Genomic DNA, 20434 nt, shown 5'->3' with positions numbered 1-20434 from the left:
CACCCGGGGGCGCGGCACGGGGTCACAGAGCGCTGTAGAGGGCGTCGACCAGGGCGGTCTTCCGGGGATCGTCGGCGATGTGCGGCCCCATCCGGTTCATCACGTAACCCAGAGACACGCCCGCCTCGGGGTCGGCGAGTCCGCAGGAACCGCCGAACCCGTCATGGCCGAAAGCACGCTCATTCGGTCCGTACGAGCCCTGCGGTCCGCTCAGCCACAGTCCGAGCCCGATCTCCGTCTCCCGGTCGATCCCCGCGCCGAGCACGAGGTCGCGGCAGCGCCCCTGCCCCTCGCGCACCCGCTCCACCGCCTCCGGCGACAGGATCCGCCGGCCGCCGTGGGAGCCGCGCCCGGCGAACACGCCGTACAGGGCCGCCACCGCGCGGGCGGTGCCGTGCCCGTTGGCCGCGGGGATCTCCGCCGCCCGCCAGGCGGGGGTGTTGGCCTCCGCCGCGCCGGCCACGGGATTGGTCAGGGCGGCCAGCGCGGCGGGTGCCAGCCGGCCGAAGAGGGCCGCCTGCCGGCCGCTCGTCGCGACCGGGGCGCGCACCAGTTCGGCGGCCCGGGCGGACTCCCGCTCCGGCAGGCCGACGGTGAAGTCGATCCCGAGCGGTCCGGTCACCTCCCGCGCCAGGAAGGCTCCCGGCAGCAGCCCCGAGACCCGGCGCACGACCTCTCCGACCATGAAGCCGTACGTCAGCGCGTGGTACCCGGACCGGGTGCCCGGCTCCCACCACGGGGCCATGGCCGCGAGCCGCGCGGTCGTCAGCTCCCAGTCGTACAGCTGCTCCAGAGAGTGCGGCTCCCGCAGGCCGCAGAGCCCGGCCCGGTGGGACAACAGGTGCCGGACGAGCACCTTCTCCTTGCCCGCGGCGGCGAATTCCGGCCAGTAGTCGGCGACCGGGGCGTCGAGGTCGAGCAGTCCCCGGTCGGCGAGCAGGTGCGCGCACAGCGCCACCGGCCCCTTGGTGGTCGACCACACGTTCACCACGGTGTCGCGTTCCCAGGGCCGGGTGCCGGCCGCGTCCGCCCAGCCACCCCACAGGTCCACCACCGTCTCACCCGCCACGGTGACCGCCACCGCGGCGCCGAGTTCGTCCCGCTCCCGGAAGTTCTCCTCGAACACCTCCCGCACCGCCGCGAACCGCGGGTCGCAGTGCCCGTGGACCGCTGCCTCGGGTTGAGGTGTCTGCCGTGTCTCCTGCGCGGACATGTGGCCTCCGTCGTCGCCGGGAAGACCGGGCCGCGCCACCGCGGCCCGGGCGCTCCGAACATACCGACTGGTCGGACCGGAGGGAAGGGTGGGGACGTCCTCCCGGCCCGCCCCCGCCCACGGGGGGGCGGGGGCGGTGGATCAGGCGTACGACCGCAGCCAGCGCACCTTCGCCGCCTCGTGGAAGGGGCCGCCGCCCTCGTGGTCGTTGAAGTCGTACACCTCGATCGTCTTGTCCTCCGCGGCCCACGCGTTGAACGCCGCGAACACGGTCGACGGCGGGCAGGTCTCGTCCTCCAGCGCCGTCGAGAACAGGGCCGGGGCCCGGCCGCGGGCCGCGAAGTGCACCCCGTCGAAGTAGGACAGGGTGCGCAGCGCGTCCGTCAGGCGTCCGCGGTGCGTCTTGAGGAACAGGCCGATCTCCCGGTACGGATGACGGTCCGTCAGTGTGGCCGCCCGCGGGAAGTCGCACAGGAACGGCACGTCCGGGGCGATGGCGACCAGGTCGGGGACCAGGGCGCCGACGGCCAGCGTGATGCCGCCGCCCTGGCTCGCGCCGAGCGCCACCGTCCGCGTCGCGTCGGCCAGCGGATGTGAACGGGCCGCCTCGACCGCCCGCACGGCGTCCGTGAACACCCGGCGGTAGTAGTAGCTCTCGGGCGCCTCGATGCCCCGCGTCATGAAGCCGGGATACGACGGTGCCGCGCCCACCGGGTCCGCCGTCGCGCCCCCGCCGCCCCAGGCGCTGCCCTGCCCGCGGGTGTCCATCAGGAAGTGCGCCCGGCCCGTCGACGCCCACAGGAGGTTCTCGTGCGCCAGACCGCGCCCGCCGCCGTACCCGAGGAACTCCACGACCAGCGGCAGAGGTTCGGTGGCCCCGGCCGGCAGGCGCAGCCAGCCCTTCACGGGGTGGCCGCCGAACCCGGCGAACGTCACGTCGTACACCTCGACCGTGGACAGCCCGGTCTCCACCGGCTCGAACCGCGCGTCCAGGTCGTGCTCGCGCGCCTCCTGGAGCGTCTTGTCCCAGAAGGTGTCGAAGTCCGCGGGCGCGGTGGACCCACTGCGGTACGCGCGGAGTTCGTCGAGGGGGAGGTCGAACAGGGCCATCAACAACCGCCTTGGTGAAGGGAGACTGCGTCACCTCACCGTACGTGGACGGCCGGACGCCCCGCCAGGGCCGTGAGCAGGGGAAGCGATCTCGGGGAGGTCCGGCGGGAGGCGGAGAGCGCCGCTGGCCGGACCGTGAGTAAGCGCTTGCTCCGGGCGGGGCGGGTGAGCGGCTCCGGGCACGGGTGGCCGGGCCCCGGCTGCCGGCCGCCCGCAGCCGGTGGCCGAGGACGGGTGGCCGCGGACCGGTGACCGAGGACGCGTGGCCGGGTCGACCGTCCGCCGGCGATCCCCGGTGGCTCAGCCGAACCGCTCGATCCGGATGCGGTCCACCGGCTGCCCCGCCGCGACCAGCAGCCGGGACGCGTGCTCGGCGAACGCGTTGGATCCGCACACATAGGCCTCCCACCCACCGGTCGGCGGCTCGGCCAGGAGCGGCGCCACATGTGCGGCCGACATACGGCCCACCGGCACACCGGTCGGCGCGCTGCGGGTGAACACGGGCGTCGTCTCGGCGCCCAGCTCCGCCGCGTAGATCAGCTCCTCCGGGCTGCGCGCGGACACCAGCAGCCGCAGCGGCACGGTCAGGCCGCGCGCCCGGTGGTGCCGGACCATCGACATCAGCGGCACGACCCCGGAACCGGCCCCGAGCAGCAGCGCGGGCCGGTCGCCCGGCCAGGCGAAGAAGCCGCTCACCGGGCCGCGTACCTCGACGGTGTCACCGGGCCGGGCCACGGTGTGGAACCAGCCGGAGACCTCGCCGTCCGGCACCCGGTCGAGGGTCAGCTCGATGTGCCCGGAGCCGTCCGGCGCCGACGCGATCGAGTAGTGGCGTTGCGCGACGTACCCGTCCGGCGCGGTCAGCCGCAGCAGGAGGTGCTGGCCGGGCAGATGTCCCGCCCACTCCGGCACGGCCAGGCGGAACGTGGTCGCCCGGGGCGTCTCGCGCCGGATCTCCGTCAGGGTGGCGGTCCGCCACACCGCCGCCGCGCCCTCGCTCACCGCGATCCGTCCGGGCACCGCGAACCGTGCCACGGCGGCCGGCGTACCGCTCGCCGTACCGGTCGCCGTCTCGGTCGCCGCGCGGGCCGTCGTGCCTGGTGCCGGCCCGGGCGCCGGCTGGGTCACCGTCTCAGTCACCGGAGTACCTCTGCTCCTCCCAGGGGTTGCCGCGGGCGTGGTAGCCGTTGCGCTCCCAGAAACCGGGCTCGTCGTGGTCGAGGAGCGTGATGCCCGCGATCCACTTGGCGCTCTTCCAGAAGTAGAGATGCGGTACCAGCAACCGGGCCGGGCCGCCGTGCTCGGCGGGCAGCGGCTCGCCCCCGTACTCCCAGGCGATCCAGGCCCGGCCGCCGGTGAGGTCGGAGAGGGGCAGGTTGGTGGTGTAACCCGTGTGGGAGTAGGCGATGGCATGGGTGGCGGACACATGGGGTCGCACCACATCGAAGAAGGCGTCCAGCGAGACGCCGCCGAATCCCACGCCGAACTTCGACCAGCCGGTCACGCAGTGGATGTCACCCTCGTACGCCGACGCCGGCAGCGCGTGGGCGGCGTCCCAGTCCCAGGTGTGCTCCTCCTCGACCAGGCCGTCGATCCGGAAGGACCAGTCGCCGGGCCCGAGGTCCGGGGTGACCTCGGCGGACAGGACGGGCCAGTCGTCACCCGCGTCGTACTGTCCGGGCGGGAGCCCGGGCCGGTGGACGCGCGGGCGGCCCGTGAAGCCTCGCGTGACGTTCATGGTTCAACCGTACGCTGCCGCCATCGGGGGCCCCGCCCCTGGTCACGCGCCCGATCATTGCGATGGCGTGAACTGTTCCTGAGGCCGGGAATACCCGGCCCGGTACGTCTCCTTGCCGCTCAGTGCCGGTGTCGGCGCGAGGAGAGCGAGGAAACGAGGATGTTCCAGCAGTACGTCCCGAGGGCGGCGACCGAGGTGGCCGCGTGAGCATCGTGAGCAGCGGTCCGGGCGGTCCCGGTCAGAGTGCCGCCGAAGTCCCGCACGTCCTCGACAATCCGGCGCTCGCCTCCCTGACCGGCCCGCACGCCCACTTCGCCGAGCGGCGCGGCCGGGTGCTGCGCTACCCCCTCGACGTCTCGCCGTGGCTGGCCCTGCCCGATGTGCCGGACGCCCAGGACTGGGCGGACCTCGCCGAACTGGCGGGGCCGGGCGCCGAGGTCCCGCTGCCCGGCTACCGGGGGGAGGTGCCGGAGGGCTGGGAGATCACCTCCCGGGTGGAGGGCGTGCAGTTGGTCGACGACGGCGTCGCCGCCGCCCCGGACGCCGAAGCGGTGCGCCTGGGCCCGGCGGACGTCCCCGAGATGCTCGACCTCGTGGCCCGCACCGAGCCGGGCCCGTTCCTGCCGCGCACCGTGGAACTCGGCACCTACCTGGGCATCCGGCGCGGCGGCGCGCTCGTCGCCATGGCGGGGGAGCGGCTGCACCCGCCGGGCTGGACCGAGATCAGCGCGGTCTGCACCGATCCGGCCTTCCGCGGCGAGGGGCTGGCCACCCGGCTGGTCCTCGCGGTCGCGCACGGCATCCGGGAGCGCGCCGAGACCCCGTTCCTGCACACCGGCGCGCAGAACACCAGGGCCGTGCGGCTGTACGAGTCGCTGGGCTTCCGGCTGCGCCGCCACACCCTGTTCCTGGCGGCCCGCGCGCCGCAGCGGCTGGTGGACGGGCGGCCGGCGGTTCCGGTGGCGTGACCGCGAGGACCGGCCGGGGCGGTGAGCCGGCCGGAGCCGTGAGCCGGCCGGGCGCCCGGCCGGTGCCCGGTCCGGGTGCGACACCTCCGCGGTGCCGTGTCCGGGCGGGTGCTCAGTCGAGGCCGGTGCCGGTGCCCGGGGCGGAGCCGGTGTCGGTGCTCGTGTCGCCCGGGGCCGCGTTGTACCGCTCCAGGTAGGCCGCGAAGCGCACCAGGTCCTCCTCGGGCCAGTCCGCGAGCCGCTCCCGGAAGGCGGTCCGGCGGCTGCGGGTGACCTGGGCGAGGATGTCCTCGCCGGCCCCGGTCAGGTGCAGCACCTGTACCCGGTGGTCCTCCGGGTCCAGCCGGCGTTCGATCAGCCCGGCCCGCTCCAGCGCGGCCACCTGGCGGCTCACCGTGGACTTGTCCAGGGCGTAGTGGGCCGCCAGGTCGGTGGCCCGGCAGCCGCCGCGCTCCTCCAGGTGGCCCAGCAGGGTGTAGGACACCAGCGACAGCTCGGGGTGCATGCGGCCGGCCGAGGCCCGGGCCCGGCGGGCGAACACGGTCATCTCGCGCTGGATCGTCTCGACGGCCGACTCCGCTGCGCTCACGGGAATACCTCCTCCGGGGTTCTAGTTGTATAGTACAACTAGAAAATGAGTTGTATAAGCCAACCTTTGGAGGGCCGCGCGCGATGAGGTCACCGGCACTGCGCCACGTGCTCACGCACCTGATCACCCCGCTGCTGATGTGCATCGGCATGGGGCTCGCCTACATGGGTGCGTTCGTCACCCCCGAGCCGCACCACCTGCCGGTCGCCGTCGTCGGCACCGCCCCGCAGACCAAGGTCTTCGCGCAGACGGTCAAGGACACCGCGGGGGACGGGCTCGACGTCCGTACCGTCGCCACGCGCGCCGACGCCGTCCGTCTGCTCGACTCCCGAGACGTCACCGGCGCTTATGTGCCCAGCGCGAAGGCCCCCGAGCTGCTGGTCGCCAGTGCCGCCTCCGACATGGGCGCGACCGCCGTGGAGAAGGTCTTCATGCCGGTCGCCGCCGAGCGGGGCCTGCCGCTGAAGGTCACCGACGTGGCCGCGCCCGTCGCCGACGACCCCACCGGACAGGGCCTGTTCTTCCTGCTGGTCGCGGTCAGCATCGGCTCCTACGCCTCGGTCGCCGCGCTCGGCGCCGCGGGTGCCGCGCTCGCGATGCGCGTGCGCGCGCTGCTCGCGCTCGGCGTCTCCGCCGTGGTCGGCGGCATCGGCGCGCTCCTCGCCGGCCCGGTGTTCCACCTCGCCCACCACGACCTCGCGGGCGTGTGGGGCATGGCCTGGCTGTACTCGGCCGGCATCCTCCTCGTCGGCGTCGGCCTGCACACCTTCCTCAAGCGCTGGACGACGCTGGCCATGATGGTGCTGTTCGTGATGCTGAACTTCACCAGCTCCGGCGGACTGTTCCGTCCCGAGCTCCAGAACGGCTTCTTCGGCACCCTGCACGCCTTCTGGAACGGCGCGGGTCTCGTCGAGGGCGCCCGCAGCCTGCTCTACTTCGGTGGCGACGGCCTCGCGCGCGACCTGTGGACCCTCGCGGGCTGGCTGCTGGCCGGTCTGCTGGTGACCGCCGTCGCCGGCCTGTACGAGCGCACCCGCCGCCCGGCGCCGCAGGGGCCTGCCGCCGGGACCGCGACGGAGACCGGGACCGGCGCCGCGTCCGTCGGATCCGCGGTCCGCGCCCGGGACGGGGCGGCGTCCGGGGCGGACGCCGAGGAAGCGGCCGAGGAGGAGATCGAGGAGACGGTCGGGGTCTGACCGACCGCGCCCGAGGCGCCGCCCGCCCGGAGGACGGACTCACGGCCGCGTGACGCACGCGGCCGTTCCCGTTCCCCGGTGCGGTGGGCCGTGGCGGAGCGTTGCGGTAGTGTGACCGTCCGGTCGCGGGGGTCCGCGGCCCCGAGGGCGAGGAGGTGAGTCCCATCACCGCTGTGTCGGCCGGGGTGCTCACCCCTCCTTACGGCGCGGTGCACCGGCAGCGGTGACCGCGGGAGCGCCCTGATGCTTCGCGCTCCCGAAAGGCATCCATGCCCACTCCCGTACCGCCCTCCCCCTCCGCCGTCGTCTCCGCGCTGCGTGCCGCCGGGTGCGTCTTCGCCGAGGACGAGGCGGAACTGATCCTCGCCACCGCCCGCACCCCCGAGGAGACGGCCGCCATGGTGGACCGGCGCGCCGCCGGGCTGCCGCTCGAACAGGTCCTCGGCTGGGCCGGGTTCCACGGGCTGCGCATCGCCGTGGAACCCGGGGTGTTCGTGCCCCGCCGCCGCACCGAGTTCCTGGTCGAGCAGGCGCTCGCCGCGGCGCCGCGCGCCGCCGTCGCCGTGGACCTGTGCTGCGGTTCCGGCGCGCTGGGCGCGGCCCTCGCCGCCCACCTCGGCGGCGCCGAGGTGCACGCCGCCGACATCGACCCGGTCGCCGTACGCTGCGCCCGCCGCAATCTCGGCGCGTTCGGCGGCCGGGCGCACCGGGGCGACCTGTACGACGCCCTGCCGGCCCGCCTGCGTGGCCGGGTCGACGTGCTGATGGCGAACGTGCCGTACGTCCCCACCGCCGACGTGCCCCTGCTGCCGCCGGAGGCCCGCGACCACGAGCCGCTGGTCGCCCTGGACGGCGGCGCGGACGGCCTGGACGTGCTGCGCCGGGTGGCCGCGGGGGCGCCCGGCTGGCTGGCGCCCGGCGGCTGCCTGCTGACGGAGACCAGTGAGCGCCAGGCGGCGGACGCGGTCCGGGTGTTCACCCGGGCGGGTCTGACGACACGTCTGGCGGTGTCGCGGGAGCGGTACGCGCACGTGGTCATCGGCGTGCTCCCCTGACCGCCGCTCCGCCGGCACCGCCCGACGGAGGCCGCACGGCGCGGCGCCGGTCAGGTCCCCGCGGGCGGGCGCTCATCGAGTGACTGCGCGCGGGCGATGAGCAGGGCGACGTCGTCGTGGTTGTCCGGGTGGTGGAGGGTGCGCAGGAGGAGGTCGCAGGTCTCCTCCAGGGGGCGTCCGGGATCGTCGAGCAGGGACAGCAGGAAGTCCAGGCGTTCGTCCAGCGAGTGGCGGCGGGTCTCGACCAGCCCGTCGGTGTAGAAGACCAGCTCGTCACCGGGTTCGAAGTCGACGGTGACCGTGGAGAAGGCGACCCCGCCCACGCCGAGGGGCACGCCCGTGGGCAGGTCGAGCAGCTCCGGCGGGCGGCCGGGCCGGACCCGGGCCGGCGGCAGGTGGCCGGCGTTGGCGATCCGGCAGCGCCGCAGGTGCGGGTCGTGGACGGCGTAGACGCAGGTCGCGATGGAGTGGTCCAGGGCCGACGTGGTCCTGTCCAGCTGTTCCAGCAGCCGGGCCGGGTCGAGGTCGAGCGAGGCGAGGGTGGTGGTCGCGGTGCGCAGCCGGCCCATCGTGGCGGCGGCGCTGATGCCGCTGCCCATCACGTCGCCCACGACGAGCGCCGTCTTGCCCCCGTCCAGCGGGATGACGTCGAACCAGTCGCCGCCGACCTCGCTGGTCGCGCCCGCCGGCTGGTAGCGGGAGGCGACCTCCAGGCCGGTGGTGAGCGGCGGATGGCCGGGCAGCAGACTGCGCTGGAGGGTGAGCGCGGTGTTGCGGGCGTTCTGGTACCAGCGCGCGTTGTCGATCTGCACGGCCGCCCGCGCGGCCAGCTCCCGCGCCAGCAGCACGTCGTCCTCGTCGAACGGCGCGGGATTGCGGGTGCGCTTGAGGTCCAGGGCGCCCAGTACCTCGCCGCGCGCGATCAGCGGCACCGCGAGGTACGAGTGCAGGCCCGCCCGGCCCAGCAGCACGGCCGCCTCGGCGGAGCGGGCGATGCGCGGCAGGTCGTCGTCCTTCACCCGCGGGACCAGGACCGCCTCACCCGTGCGCACGCACTCGGTGACCAGGCGGTCGGACTCGTAGTGGGCGATCTGGCCGGGCGGGTCGGCGGCCCGGACCGCCTCGGTGTCGTCGTCCGGGCGGACCGCGAGCGCCCGGATCACCGCGGACTCCGACGGTCCCAGGGTGCTGGGACGCCCCTCCACCACCGCGTCCAGCAGGTCGACGGCGGCCACGTCCGCCAGCTCGGGCACGGCGACGTCGGCCAGTTCGCGAGCGGTCCGCTCCAGTTCGAGCGTCGTGCCGATGCGCGCGGAGGCGTCGGCGACGACCGCGAGCCGGCGGCGGGCCGCCTCCGCCTCCACGGAGGCCTGGTGCTGTTCGGTGATGTCGACCAGGGAGACCGCCACACCGAGCACGTTGCCCATGGCGTCCTCCAGCCGGTACAGCGAGTGGGACCAGGTGTGGTCCCGGTCCGGGTCCGCCGCGGTACGGCCGACGAGGGTGTCGTCCACCAGCGGCACGCCCGTCTCCAGGACCCGCCGGGTGGCGGCCTCCAGCGCGTCGGCGTCCACCCGGGGGAGTACCTCGCGCAGGGTGCGGCCCACGTGCTCGGCGGCGGGGATGCCGTTGATCCGCTCCAGGGCCGGGTTGACCGAGACGAACCGCAGCCGGGTGTCGAGGACGCCGTAGCCGATGGGGGACTGCTGCACCATCCGCTCGGACAGCGCCACGTCCTGCTCCAGCCGCCGGACGGTCGACTGGTCGGCGGCGAGCCCGAGCGCGTACACGTCCCCGCGGTCGTCCGTCAGGCGCATGTTGCGGAACTCCACCAGACGGGTGCTGCCGTCCTTGTGCTTCACCGGGAAGCCGCCGGCCCAGCTCTGCCCGGTGCGCATCACGTCGGCGAAGAGGTCGCCGACCAGCCGCGTGTGCCGTTCGTGCACCATCAGCCGGGCGGCGTACTGCCCGAGGGCCTCCGGCGCGGTGTACCCGAACAGCTCCTCGGCCTGCGGACTCCACAGGACGATGCGGCCGTCCGTGTCCAGGACCACCGACGCCACCCCCAGCACGTCGAGCAGCCCGCCGGGCCGCAACGGCCCGCGCACGGGTCCGTCGCCCTCGGCCGCCGGAGCCTCGGCTGCACTCATGCCACGCACCGCCTTCGCCCGTCCGCACGGCACGTCGTCCCCCGTGCCGACTCCCCTGGTTCCACCGTGCTCACACCGAGTCTCCGCCGCCTTCGCCGTCCACCTCCACCATCCCTCAACACGGCGCCGGGTGTCCGCCCCGTCGTCGCCGGCGCTCCGCGCGGTGCGGGCCGCTGCCGGGACCGTACCGCGCGGTCCCGCGGCCCGTGAGAGTTCACGCTCATGTTGCTGCATTGGCCTGTACATGACTATCGCGCCACGCCAGACTGTCCGCCGACCGAGTGCCTCCACCCCCCGCCCAGGAGCCCCTATGCCCGCGTCCGTCCGGGAACGCCGTCACGCAGCCCTCGCCGGTCTCATCGCCCTCGCCACCGCCGCCGTCGTCTCCCTCGCCGTGCCCACGCCCGCCGCCGCGGCCGGCACCTGGACCGAGACCGGCTCCGACCGCGCCGACCCGCTGACCGAGAGCCAGGGCCTGGCCTCGGTGGAGGTGCCCGCGAACAGCCCCAACCGCTACACCGGCATCGGCACCGTCCCCGTCGGCCTCTCCGCCCGGGGCTGGAACCACGTGGGCGACCCCGACGCCACCTACGGCGGCTACTACATCGAGCCCTACCAGCGGGACTCCGGCAACTCGAAGATGTTCCGCGTACAGGCCCCCGACGGCACCTGGTCGGAGTACGTCCACACGCTGGGCCCCGACGAGGCCCTGAACAACTCTTGGGCGGCCGTCTCGCCCGACAGCCGGTGGATGCTGTCCGGCGAGTGGGGCACGATGACCCGGCTGCTGGTCTTCCCCACCCCGGGCGCCAACCCGTCCACCTCGCCCTCGGCGAACCTCCCGCAGACCGGCACCGTCCGGCTGGACCACGCCGTCCGCGACGTCCAGGGCTGCGACTTCTCCGGGCCGACCACCCTGCTGTGCTCCTCCGACGACCCGGACGGCTCGCTCTTCGGCTACACCAAGCCGCTGCTGCGCATCGACCTGTCCGCCGCCCCGGACGGCACGGACGTCTCCGGCCACGTCACCGCACTGCGCCAGCTGCCGCTGCGCAGCTCCTGCGCCGGGAACTTCGAGGCGGAGGGCATCGACTACGACCGCCGCAGCGGCGTCCTGCGCGTCATCGTCGTCTCGCCCGGCTTCTGCGTGCTGACGGACAGCAAGACGTACAAGTTCGCCCAGAGCTGAGGTGTGCGCGGCGGCCTGTGATGTTTTCCTGAGGATGGACGCGGTTCGGCGGGATACCCGTTCCACCGCAGCGCGGCTACGAAAGGACTGGCATCAATGACAGACACGGAGCGGTCGAACGCGGAAACCGTCACGGTGGAGCTCAGCGGCTCCGCGGAGGACGCCCGCATCGTCTTCGACGCGCTGGGGTCGTGCTTCGCCTCCGACCGGGGCGCGGACGAGCCGCCTCAGCAGCTGCACGAGTCACGCCCGATGGTGTGGTCCGGCACCTACGACGTCGCGGACAGCCGTGAGGGCGACTGCCCCGAGGTCCGCCTGGGCTCGGCGGTCGAGGCGGACGTCCAGGGCGGCCCCTGGGCCATCAACCGGTTCCGCACCACCCTGGACTCGATGTTCAGCGTGCGGGAGACCTCCGCCTCCGGCGACCAGGAACGGGACCTCCACCTGCGCCTGGAGAGCCGCTGACCCCACGCCCCTACGCCCCGGCCGGTGCTCCACCGGCCGGGGCGTAGTGCGCCAGGCCGTGGCCGAAGGACCAGTCGGCGCAGCCGTTCTCGGTCAGGGTGACGAGCACGTTGCGCGGCTCGGTGCCGGTGCGTTCGTGCACCCGCCGGTACAGCGCCCGCTTGACGTCCGCGTCGCGTCCGGCGCGCAGGGTGATCGCGACGAACACCACCGAGTCGTCGCGGCGCACGCCCGGGTGGTCACCGTGGCGCAGGACGCTGTGGACGCCGTCGTGGCCGGTCAGCACCTGAAAGCGGTCCCCGGACGGCACACCGAGCGCGTCGACCACGGCTTCGTGGACGGCCTCGCCGAGCGCGGCCAGGCGGGCCGGGTCGGTGCCGAGGGTGTCTATACGGACGAGGGGCACGGCGGCGTCCTTCCGGTGGGCGCTGTGATGGCGATCTTCTGTACATACAAGTAGGTACAGAGTGGCTGGTGTCACGTGCGAGTGGTTGTGCAACTAGTTGCATAAAGCGTGGGGCTTCCTCTACAACAGGGAGTGACGACACCGCGCACGGAGGGCCCCGATGAGCCGTTACCCGCACCTGATGACCCCGCTCGACCTGGGGTTCACCACCCTGCCCAACCGCGTGCTCATGGGCTCGATGCACGTCGGCCTGGAGGAGGCGGAGAACGGCTTCGAGCGGATGGCGGCGTTCTACGCGGCCCGCGCGCGCGGGGGAGTGGGACTCATCGTCACCGGCGGCATCGCGCCCAACGACGAGGGACGGCCGTACGAGGGCGGAGCCAAGCTCGTCACCGAGGCGGAGGCCGGACAGCACCGGGTGATCACCGAGGCCGTGCACCGCGAGGGCGGCCGGATCGCCATGCAGATCCTGCACTTCGGCCGGTACGCCTACCACCGGGACCTCGTCGCGCCGAGCCCGCTCCAGGCGCCGATCAGCCCCTTCGTGCCGCGCGAGCTGACCGACGCCGACATCGAGCGGACCATCGGGGACTACGTCCGCGCCGCCCGCCTGGCCCGTGAGGCCGGTTACGACGGCGTGGAGATCATGGGCTCCGAGGGCTACCTGATCAACGAGTTCATCGCCGCGCAGACCAACCGGCGCACCGACCGCTGGGGTGGCTCGTACGAGAACCGCATGCGGTTCCCCGTCGAGATCGTCCGGCGGGTGCGCGAGGCCGTCGGTGAGGACTTCATCGTCATCTACCGGCTGTCCATGCTGGACCTCGTCCCGGGCGGCTCCTCGCTGGCGGAGGTCGTCACCCTCGGCCGGGCCGTGGAGGCCGCCGGGGCGACACTCATCAACACCGGCATCGGCTGGCACGAGGCCCGCATCCCCACCATCGCCACCTCCGTGCCGCGCGGCGCCTACACCTGGGTCACCAAGAAGCTGATGGGCCAGGTGTCGGTGCCGCTGATCACCACCAACCGGATCAACACCCCGGAGCTGGCCGAGGAACTGCTGGCCGGCGGCTGCGCCGACATGGTGTCCATGGCCCGCCCGATGCTCGCCGACCCCGACTTCGTCGCCAAGGCCGCCGCCGGGACCCCGGAGGCCATCAACACCTGCATCGGCTGCAACCAGGCCTGCCTGGACCACACGTTCAGCGGGCAGATCACCTCCTGCCTGGTCAACCCGCGCGCCTGCCACGAGACCGAGCTGGTGCTCTCGCCGACCCGGTTGAAGAAGCGCGTCGCCGTCGTCGGCGCCGGTCCGGCCGGACTGGCCTGCGCGGTCGCCGCCGCCGGACGGGGCCACGCCGTCACCCTGTTCGACGCCGGGAGCGAGATCGGCGGACAGCTCAACGTCGCCCGCAAGGTCCCCGGCAAGCAGGAGTTCGACGAGACCCTGCGCTACTTCGGCCACCAGCTCCGGGCCCACGGCGTCGACGTACGCCTCGACACCTGGGTCACCGCCGACACCGTGGCCGGCTACGACGAGGTCGTCGTCGCCACCGGCGTCACCCCGCGCACCCCGGACCTCCCGGGCGTCGACCACCCCCGCGTCCTCGGCTACCTCGACGTGCTGCGCGACGGCGCCCCCGTCGGCGAGCGCGTCGCCGTGCTGGGCGCCGGCGGCATCGGCTTCGACGTCGCCGAGTACCTCACCGACGGCGGCGACAAGGCGCACGAGGACCCGGAGACCTACTTCCGCCAGTGGGGCGTCGACACCGCCTACCAGGCGCCCGGCGGCCTCGCCGCGCCGGTGCGGCCCGCGCCGCCCCGCCAGGTCCACCTGCTCCAGCGCAAGACCAGCAAGGTCGGCGCCGGGCTCGGCAAGACCACCGGCTGGATCCACCGCACCGAGCTGAAGCAGCGGGGCGTCACCATGGTGCCGGGCGTGCGCTACGACCGGATCGACGACGCCGGACTGCACATCACCGTCGGTGAGGAGAGCACCGTCCTGGAGGTCGACACCGTGGTGCTCTGCACCGGCCAGGACCCGCGCCGCGACCTGTACGACGAGCTGGTCGCCGCCGGGCGGAGCGCGCACCTCATCGGCGGCGCCGACGTCGCGGCCGAACTCGACGCCAAGCGGGCCATCAAGCAGGGCACCGAACTGGCGGCGGCCCTCTGAGGCATTCCACCCCCGGGCGCGCGGTCCCCGGTCCGGTCCCGGCGTCAGCCCCGGGCCCGGCCCGGGAGCGCGCGCCCGGCCCGCCCGCCGCCCGTCCCTAGGATGAGCCCATGTCACTCCCGCACGCGATCCTCACCGCCCTGCTGGAAAAACCCTCGTCGGGGCTGGAGCTGACCCGCCGGTTCGACAAGTCGATCGGCTACTTCTGGTCCGCGACGCACCAGCAGATCTACCGCGAGCTGGGCAGACTGGAGGCGGACGGCCTCATCCGCGCGCTGCCGGCCGAACAGCCGGCCCGCGGCCAGAAGAAGAGCTACGAGGTGCTCCCGGCGGGCCGCGCGGAACTGGCCCGCTGGACCGCCGCCGCGCAGGACCCGAAGCCCCAGCGGGACGTGCTCCTGCTGCGGCTGCGCGCGGCGGCCGTGGTCGGCACGGAGGGCATCGAGCCCGATCTGCGCCGCCATCTGGACTTGCACCGCACGCAGTTGGCGGAATACCAGGAGATCGAGCGGCGCGACTTCCCGCCGGACCGGGACACTCCCGGGGACCGGCTGCGCCACCTGGTGCTGCGGGCGGGCATCGACCTGGAGACCTTCTGGACCCAGTGGCTCACCCGCGCCCTCGCGGAGTTCGCGGAACCGCCCGGCGAGGAGCCCGGCGCCGGGGCACGCTGACCCGCGTACCGCGTCTTCAGAACCGGCGGGCCGACTCCCGCGCGTGGGCCATGCGCCGCAGGCTCAGCAGCACCGGTTCGTACAGCACCGTCAGGGCGACGGCCGCCTCGATCTGCCCGGTCGCGGTGGGCTGCTCCTCGACCATGTCCAGGTCCGTGACCGCCAGTCGCGCCGCCAGCGTCCCGTAGGGCAGCAGGTGCTCGGTGTCGCAGGGGTAGCCGAGCCGGACCAGCGCGGCGACCGAGTCGACGAGCCGCCGGTGGGCGGGGTCGGGCACGTCCGCGCCGGCCTCGCAGGACCAGCCCAGCCGTGCCAGCAGCCCCTCCACCGAGCGGCGGGCGGTCTCCACCGCCGGATCGTCGTCGGCCGGGGCCTGCGCGCAAGGCAGCGCCCGGGTGGCCGCGCCCAGCCGCAGGTGGTGGTCGAGCGACTCGTCCTCCGCGGCGGCGATCACCTCGCGCGCGGCGGCCACCGGGACCCCGCCGATCTGGATCAGCGCCCGCACCAGCCGCAGCCGCCGCAGGTGGTCCTCGCCGTACTCGGCCTGGGTGGCGGAGACCCGGCGCCCGGGCTGGAGGAGTCCTTCCCGCAGGTAGTACTTGATCGTGGCGGCCGACACCCCGCTGCGCTCCCTCAACTCCGCCAGCCGCATCTCTTGCGCCCTCCCTTGGACAGTGGCACTATCCAAGCATGGATAGCGTCGCTATCCAACAATCAGGGGGAACGGAGCACGCCATGGGCAGGGCACCGACAGCCGGGAACCGGGTCACGGCCGCCGCGGAGGGCGACGTGGTCGTCTTCCTCATCGGGATGCGGATCAACCGCTGGCGCGCGGTGCGCCACTGGCTCCCCGTCCTCACCGCGATGCCGCGCATGCTGGCGGAACTCGCGGGGGACGACGACAGCGGTCTGCTGGGCCCCCGGGGGCTGGGCGGCGGTCCCCGCACGTTCACCGTCGTCCAGTACTGGGAGTCCCGCGAGAAGCTGCTCGCCTACGCCTCCGACCGGAACGGGCAGCACCGCCCCGCCTGGGCGGCGTTCAACCGCCGCGTGCGGGCCGGCGGGGGCGCGGTGGGGATCTGGCACGAGACGTACATCGTCCCGGCCGGTTCCTACGAGTCGGTCTACGTCGACATGCCGCCCGCCGGACTCGGCGCGGCCTGGGGTGTCGAGCCCGTCGGCCGGCGCGGGGAGCGGGCGGCGCAGCGACTGGCGGACGGGACCGGCCGCGGCGACGCGGAGCACGCTCCGGCCTAGGGGACCGGCCGGCGGCCTCAGGAGGCGGTCCGGGCCGCCGGGGCGAGCAGCCGGCCGGGGGCATACCCGCGGCCCGGACCACCGGCCGGCGGTCCGGGCCCGGGCCGGCCGGCGGCACGCCGTGCCGGGTGCTCAGAGCCGGTACGGCTTCGCGCGGCGGCGCAGCACCCAGCCCGCGGCGACGACCCCGGCGCCGACCAGGGCCGCGCCGACCCCGAGGGTCAGCGGGCCGTAGTCACGGGCGGCACCGCCGAGGCCGCCCATCACCCCGCGGGAGGGTGCCGCGGTGGACGTCGCCGAGATCGTCGGCGCGGTGCGTCCGGAGACGATCACCGACTGGCTGCCCGCGGTGCTGCCGCTGGAGCAGACCACCACCACGGTGAAGGTGCCCGGGCTCACCCCCGTCCAGGCCGCGGACTGGCTGACGGACGTGCCCGACAGGGCCACCTGCCGGCCCTGGCCGAAGCTGGCCTGGCGGCTGGAGAGCAGGGCCGCCGTGCCCCAACCGCCGTTGATCTGGGTGCACGCGCTGGTGACCACCGAGACGGTGGAGCCGGTGGTGCTGACCGAGATGCCCGAGGCGGCGGCGGACGGCCCGGCGAGAACGACCGGGAGCGCGACGGCGGCCGCCAGGGTCGATCCGGAGCGGAGCAGGAGTCGTGAGGTGTGCATGGGCTGGCCTCCGGCGGCACGGTTGGCGGTACGTCCCATGCGCCGCCTGGGGTCGGGAAGCGTCCGTGCGCCTCAACCGCAGCCAACGTCGCCCCCGGCGGCCCCGCACGCCGGGGACGCCCGGCCGGGTGACCGGTTGCGCCGCCCGGGTGACGGGGCGTGCCGGGCGCGCCCGTCACCCGCCGGTCGTCACCGTGCGTTGTGCCGAGTAGCCGCCCCAGGTGCCGTCGGGCAGCCGGGCCCGCAGCCGCACCCGGTGCCTCTCGCCGGCCGCCGTGCCCGTGTAGAAGCTGTGGTGCGCCCGGCCGCGCGGCGGCGTGCCGCCCCACACGAGGGAGGTCGCCTCGGCGCCGTCCAGCTGGATCTGGTACTCGGTGACCACGCCGTCCGTGCGCGGCGGGTCCCAGGCCAGGTCGATGTAGTAGGCCCCGCCGGACCGGTGGGTGGCGGCGGTGAACCGGGTGGGCGCGGTGTCCCGGCCGTCGTCCCTGCCCGGGGTGGTCAGGCGGATCCGGGTGCCGGCGGGGGAGAGGTTGTCGGCGGCGTCCCGGGCCCGCACCGTGAAGACGTAGCGGCTGCCGGGGCGCAGACCCGTGACCACCGTGGCGGTCTGGGTGCCGCCCACGCTGTGGATCTTCACGCCGCCCTGGTAGACCTCGTACGACACCACCCCCCGGTCGTCGCGGGACGCGCCCCAGGACAGCTGGACCGCGCGGCTGCCGACGGCCCGCCCGACGGTGTCCCGCGGCCGGGTGGGCGCCGAGTGGTCCGCCGCCACCACGGCCGGCGTCCGCGCCCGTACCGCCCGGCTCGGCGGGCTCAGCCGGCCCGAGGTGTCCCGGGCGCGCACGGTGAACGCGTACATGGTGGACGGCCTGAGCCTGACGACGTCCACCATGTGCTCCGAATCCGGCACGTCCGCCACTTTCGTGGTGCCGCGGTATATCTCGTAGGAGCGGACCCCGGATCCGGCCGGCAGGGCGTTCCACATGACGTGCACGCTGGTGGCGCTGCCCGCGGCGGCGGTGACCCCCACCGGAGCACCCGGCGCCCGCCCCTCGTCGGCCTCTCCGGTACCGCCCCAGCCGCAGGACACGGTCAGCAGCAGGGCCGCGCAGGCCGGCACGAGCGGAACGGGAACGCGTCGCACGGCTGTTCCTCCCCTGGAGCGGTGAGCACGGGCGCGGTCAAAGGTCCGGACCAATATGGACCGGTGGGTGTGGTCACAGCAAGGGGGCCGCCGGTCCGGCCTCCGCCGGCCGTCGCGTAGACTGAGCGGTCCAGGGCCGAACTGCCTTATGCACAGGCGGAGTTCGGCCCGACGGCGCGGACACGCTGTCGTCGCCGGTCCCGCGCCGACGTGGTTGGCCGGGGGTCCCGGGCGGAGACGGCCCGGACCCCCGGCCCCTGGACGCCGCGCCGTACGACCCCTTCGGCGTCCGCCCCGGGCGTCCCCTCACGGGGTGTCAGATACGTGCTCCATCCGGCCCTTTCGGAGCGGCCCCGACGTGCGCGCGCCCGGTCCCGCACCACAGTGGGCTGGATGCCCGTCATGTCCCCGAGGAGAGGGTCCCTCATCGTGCGTGTCCCGTCGCTGACGCTGGCCGCCGCCGGCGCCGCCCTGCTCGCCCCCGCGGCCCTGCCCGTCCCGGCCACCGCCGTACCGCCGCGCGAGCGGCCTGCGGCCACCGACGAGGGCCGGGTCACCGCCGCCGAGCTGCTGGCCCGCACCGACACGTGCGCCCAGGTCTCCCGGGGCCGCTACCGCACCGACGCCGACACCGCCGCGACCGTCCCCGTCTGCGGCACCCGCGAGGCCGTGTTCTGGAAGGCCGACCTGGACATCGACTGCGACGGGCGGCCCACCGCGCGGTGCAACCGCCGCACGGACCCGCTGTTCGCCCCCGCCACCGCCTTCCAGCAGTCCGACGGCCGGCACCTGAACGCCGAACGCCTGCCGTACATCGTCGTCCCCGGGCCCAGCAGACGCTGGAACCAGCGCGCGCACGGCGTCCGGGGCGGCTCCGTGGCCGCCGTCGTCTACCGGGACCGGGTGCGGTACGCGGTCGTCGGCGACACCGGCCCGCGCGACCTCATCGGCGAGGCCTCCTACGCCACCGCCCGCAGCCTCGGCATCCCGCCCGACCCCCGCTCCGGCGGCGCGCCCTCCGGCGTCACCTACATCGTCTTCCGCCACTCCCGCGTGACCCCGATCGAGGACCACGCCGCGGCGGTGGCCGAGGGCCGTCGTCTGGCCGGCCGCTTCATCACCGCCGCCGTGGCCGATCTGCCCTGGCGAGCGGTCCTGGGCCACCCCATCCCCCGGTGAACACGGCTCGTCGAGCCCGCCACCGGACCACCGCGCCACCGCCGTCGGGGCACGACCGGCCCCCGGGCCGCGTTCCACGGGGCCCGGCGGCCGGACTGGCCCCGGCGGCCCGCTCCCGCCGCTCCCGCGCCGGGGAGGGCGGCACCCGGTCGAGCACCCTCACGGGCGACGGGCACCGGCCGGCGCGGTACCGGCCGGCTCCCCGGGCGCCGCGCGGTCGTCACACCTTGCGGTAGTCGTACGCCTCCGCCGCCGCCGCCTCGACGGCGTCCAGGTCGCCCCCCGCGGCCGCCGTGACCACCGCGGCCACCGCGCCCTCCACGAACGGAGCGTCCACCAGGCGGGTGCCCTCCGGCAGTTCGTCGCCCTCGGCGAGCAGCGCCTTCACGGTGAGCACCGCGCTGCCCAGGTCGGTGAGGACGGCCACCCCGGCCCCGCGGTCCACCGAGGCCGCCGCGGCGGCGATCAGGTCGGCGCTGGTGCCCAGCCCACCCCCCTCGGTGCCGCCCGCCGCGGCCACCCGGACCTCCGCGCCGCCCGTCAGACCCTCGGCCAGTGCCGCCACGGAAGCGGCCACATCCGCGCTGTGCGACACCAGTACGATCCCGACCGCCCTGTCCTCACTCACCGTCCGCCTCCGCCGTGTCGGCCAGCGCGGCGATGAGCAGCGCCGACGAGGTCGCCCCCGGGTCCTGGTGGCCGACGCTGCGCTCGCCGAGGTAACTCGCCCGGCCCTTGCGCGCCCGCAGCGGCGTCGTGGCCCGTGCGCCCTCCTCGGCGGCGGCCCGCGCGGCCGCGAAACCCGTGGCCAGGGCGTCCACGGCCGGCACCAGCGCGTCGATCATGGTCTTGTCGCCCGGTGCCGCCCCGCCGAGCGTCATCACCCCGTCGACGCCCGCGCGCAGCGCCTGTGCCAGCTGCTCCGCGTCGACCTCGGCGCCGTCACCGAGCGCCTTCCCGGTCCGGCGCAGCAGGGTGCCGTACAGCGGCCCGGACGCACCGCCGACGGTCGAGATCAACTGGCGGCCGGCCAGGGTCAGTACGGCCCCCGGAGTCCCCGGGTCCTCCTTCTCCAGGGTGGCCGTGACCGCGGTGAACCCGCGCTGGAGGTTGCTGCCGTGGTCGGCGTCCCCGATGGCGGAGTCGAGGGCGGTGAGCCGCTCCGCCTCACGGTCGACGGACGCGGCGGTCGCCGTCATCCAACGGCGGAAGAAGTCGGCGTCGAGCACGGGATCTCCTTGTTCGTA

The 20434-nt window shown here is 74.7% G+C and carries 21 protein-coding genes; 9 read left to right on the top strand and 12 right to left on the bottom strand.

Features of this window, described 5'->3' with window-relative positions:
- Positions 1 to 22: 22 nt before the first annotated feature.
- The 4 genes from ACIQVT_RS25235 to ACIQVT_RS25220 all read right to left on the bottom strand — a co-directional run bounded on the left by ACIQVT_RS25235 (position 23) and on the right by ACIQVT_RS25220 (position 4061).
- Entirely contained in the window at positions 23 to 1213 is a 1191-nt protein-coding gene (locus ACIQVT_RS25235; protein WP_403758236.1) for a serine hydrolase domain-containing protein, read from the bottom strand.
- Between the two features lie 141 nt (positions 1214 to 1354).
- On the bottom strand, positions 1355 to 2323 hold the full coding sequence (locus ACIQVT_RS25230) for an acetylxylan esterase (RefSeq protein ID WP_403758233.1): 969 nt from the start codon (positions 2321 to 2323) through the stop codon (positions 1355 to 1357).
- Positions 2324 to 2623: 300 nt separating this feature from the next.
- Positions 2624 to 3343 carry a ferredoxin reductase gene (locus ACIQVT_RS25225; RefSeq protein ID WP_403758661.1) on the bottom strand — a complete coding sequence of 240 codons (720 nt, stop codon included), beginning with the start codon at positions 3341 to 3343 and terminating at the stop codon, positions 2624 to 2626.
- A 112-nt stretch (positions 3344 to 3455) separates the two neighbouring features.
- Positions 3456 to 4061, bottom strand: a complete 606-nt coding sequence (locus ACIQVT_RS25220; protein WP_403758230.1) for a sulfite oxidase-like oxidoreductase — start codon at positions 4059 to 4061, stop codon at positions 3456 to 3458.
- 203 nt (positions 4062 to 4264) lie between these two features.
- Between ACIQVT_RS25220 and ACIQVT_RS25215 the strand changes: the two genes are divergently transcribed.
- Positions 4265 to 5029 (top strand): GNAT family N-acetyltransferase, encoded by a 765-nt coding sequence (locus ACIQVT_RS25215; protein ID WP_403758227.1) that lies wholly within the window; start codon positions 4265 to 4267, stop codon positions 5027 to 5029.
- Between the two features lie 112 nt (positions 5030 to 5141).
- On the opposite strand, the gene ACIQVT_RS25210 is transcribed toward ACIQVT_RS25215, so the two are convergent.
- Entirely contained in the window at positions 5142 to 5576 is a 435-nt protein-coding gene (locus ACIQVT_RS25210) for a MarR family winged helix-turn-helix transcriptional regulator (protein WP_403758658.1), read from the bottom strand.
- A 125-nt stretch (positions 5577 to 5701) separates the two neighbouring features.
- Between ACIQVT_RS25210 and ACIQVT_RS25205 the strand changes: the two genes are divergently transcribed.
- A complete protein-coding gene (locus ACIQVT_RS25205) occupies positions 5702 to 6814 on the top strand; it encodes a hypothetical protein (protein ID WP_403758224.1) in 1113 nt (370 codons plus the stop codon).
- 269 nt (positions 6815 to 7083) lie between these two features.
- Entirely contained in the window at positions 7084 to 7869 is a 786-nt protein-coding gene (locus tag ACIQVT_RS25200) for a putative protein N(5)-glutamine methyltransferase (protein WP_403758221.1), read from the top strand.
- Between the two features lie 50 nt (positions 7870 to 7919).
- Here the strand turns inward: ACIQVT_RS25200 and ACIQVT_RS25195 are convergent, their stop codons facing one another.
- Entirely contained in the window at positions 7920 to 10019 is a 2100-nt protein-coding gene (locus ACIQVT_RS25195) for a SpoIIE family protein phosphatase (protein WP_403758218.1), read from the bottom strand.
- Positions 10020 to 10329: 310 nt separating this feature from the next.
- On the opposite strand from ACIQVT_RS25195, the gene ACIQVT_RS25190 reads away from it, so the two are divergent.
- On the top strand, positions 10330 to 11208 hold the full coding sequence (locus ACIQVT_RS25190; RefSeq protein WP_403758214.1) for a hypothetical protein: 879 nt from the start codon (positions 10330 to 10332) through the stop codon (positions 11206 to 11208).
- A 96-nt stretch (positions 11209 to 11304) separates the two neighbouring features.
- Entirely contained in the window at positions 11305 to 11673 is a 369-nt protein-coding gene (locus ACIQVT_RS25185) for a hypothetical protein (RefSeq protein WP_403758211.1), read from the top strand.
- 10 nt (positions 11674 to 11683) lie between these two features.
- Here ACIQVT_RS25185 and ACIQVT_RS25180 read toward each other — a convergent pair whose 3' ends face one another.
- Positions 11684 to 12079: a tautomerase family protein gene (locus tag ACIQVT_RS25180; RefSeq protein WP_403758208.1), complete on the bottom strand. Its 396-nt coding sequence runs from the start codon at positions 12077 to 12079 to the stop codon at positions 11684 to 11686.
- 160 nt (positions 12080 to 12239) lie between these two features.
- On the opposite strand from ACIQVT_RS25180, the gene ACIQVT_RS25175 reads away from it, so the two are divergent.
- Both ACIQVT_RS25175 and ACIQVT_RS25170 read left to right on the top strand, forming a co-directional pair.
- Complete coding sequence (locus ACIQVT_RS25175; protein WP_403758205.1) at positions 12240 to 14255, top strand: FAD-dependent oxidoreductase; 2016 nt, start codon at positions 12240 to 12242, stop codon at positions 14253 to 14255.
- Positions 14256 to 14365: 110 nt separating this feature from the next.
- A complete protein-coding gene (locus ACIQVT_RS25170; protein WP_403758202.1) occupies positions 14366 to 14929 on the top strand; it encodes a PadR family transcriptional regulator in 564 nt (187 codons plus the stop codon).
- Positions 14930 to 14945: 16 nt separating this feature from the next.
- Here the strand turns inward: ACIQVT_RS25170 and ACIQVT_RS25165 are convergent, their stop codons facing one another.
- Positions 14946 to 15581 carry a MerR family transcriptional regulator gene (locus ACIQVT_RS25165; protein ID WP_403758199.1) on the bottom strand — a complete coding sequence of 212 codons (636 nt, stop codon included), beginning with the start codon at positions 15579 to 15581 and terminating at the stop codon, positions 14946 to 14948.
- Positions 15582 to 15664: 83 nt separating this feature from the next.
- Between ACIQVT_RS25165 and ACIQVT_RS25160 the strand changes: the two genes are divergently transcribed.
- Positions 15665 to 16186 (top strand): DUF4188 domain-containing protein, encoded by a 522-nt coding sequence (locus tag ACIQVT_RS25160; RefSeq protein WP_403758194.1) that lies wholly within the window; start codon positions 15665 to 15667, stop codon positions 16184 to 16186.
- 132 nt (positions 16187 to 16318) lie between these two features.
- Here the strand turns inward: ACIQVT_RS25160 and ACIQVT_RS25155 are convergent, their stop codons facing one another.
- Together ACIQVT_RS25155 and ACIQVT_RS25150 are read right to left on the bottom strand one after the other, a co-directional pair.
- Positions 16319 to 16858, bottom strand: a complete 540-nt coding sequence (locus tag ACIQVT_RS25155) for a hypothetical protein (RefSeq protein ID WP_403758191.1) — start codon at positions 16856 to 16858, stop codon at positions 16319 to 16321.
- Between the two features lie 175 nt (positions 16859 to 17033).
- On the bottom strand, positions 17034 to 18008 hold the full coding sequence (locus tag ACIQVT_RS25150) for a fibronectin type III domain-containing protein (RefSeq protein ID WP_403758189.1): 975 nt from the start codon (positions 18006 to 18008) through the stop codon (positions 17034 to 17036).
- 429 nt (positions 18009 to 18437) lie between these two features.
- Between ACIQVT_RS25150 and ACIQVT_RS25145 the strand changes: the two genes are divergently transcribed.
- Positions 18438 to 19187 carry a glycoside hydrolase family 75 protein gene (locus ACIQVT_RS25145; protein ID WP_403758186.1) on the top strand — a complete coding sequence of 250 codons (750 nt, stop codon included), beginning with the start codon at positions 18438 to 18440 and terminating at the stop codon, positions 19185 to 19187.
- Between the two features lie 220 nt (positions 19188 to 19407).
- Here the strand turns inward: ACIQVT_RS25145 and ACIQVT_RS25140 are convergent, their stop codons facing one another.
- Together ACIQVT_RS25140 and dhaL are read right to left on the bottom strand one after the other, a co-directional pair.
- Positions 19408 to 19815, bottom strand: coding sequence for a PTS fructose transporter subunit IIA (locus tag ACIQVT_RS25140; RefSeq protein ID WP_403758184.1), 408 nt, complete (start codon positions 19813 to 19815; stop codon positions 19408 to 19410).
- A complete protein-coding gene (gene dhaL, locus ACIQVT_RS25135; protein ID WP_403758181.1) occupies positions 19808 to 20416 on the bottom strand; it encodes a dihydroxyacetone kinase subunit DhaL in 609 nt (202 codons plus the stop codon). Before dhaL ends, ACIQVT_RS25140 begins: the two co-directional genes overlap by 8 nt.
- Positions 20417 to 20434: the final 18 nt, after the last annotated feature.

It is taken from the genome of Streptomyces sp. NPDC100445, from assembly GCF_044759735.1.
GTDB lineage: Bacteria > Actinomycetota > Actinomycetes > Streptomycetales > Streptomycetaceae > Streptomyces.
This window is presented reverse-complemented; position numbering and strand designations above follow the sequence as displayed.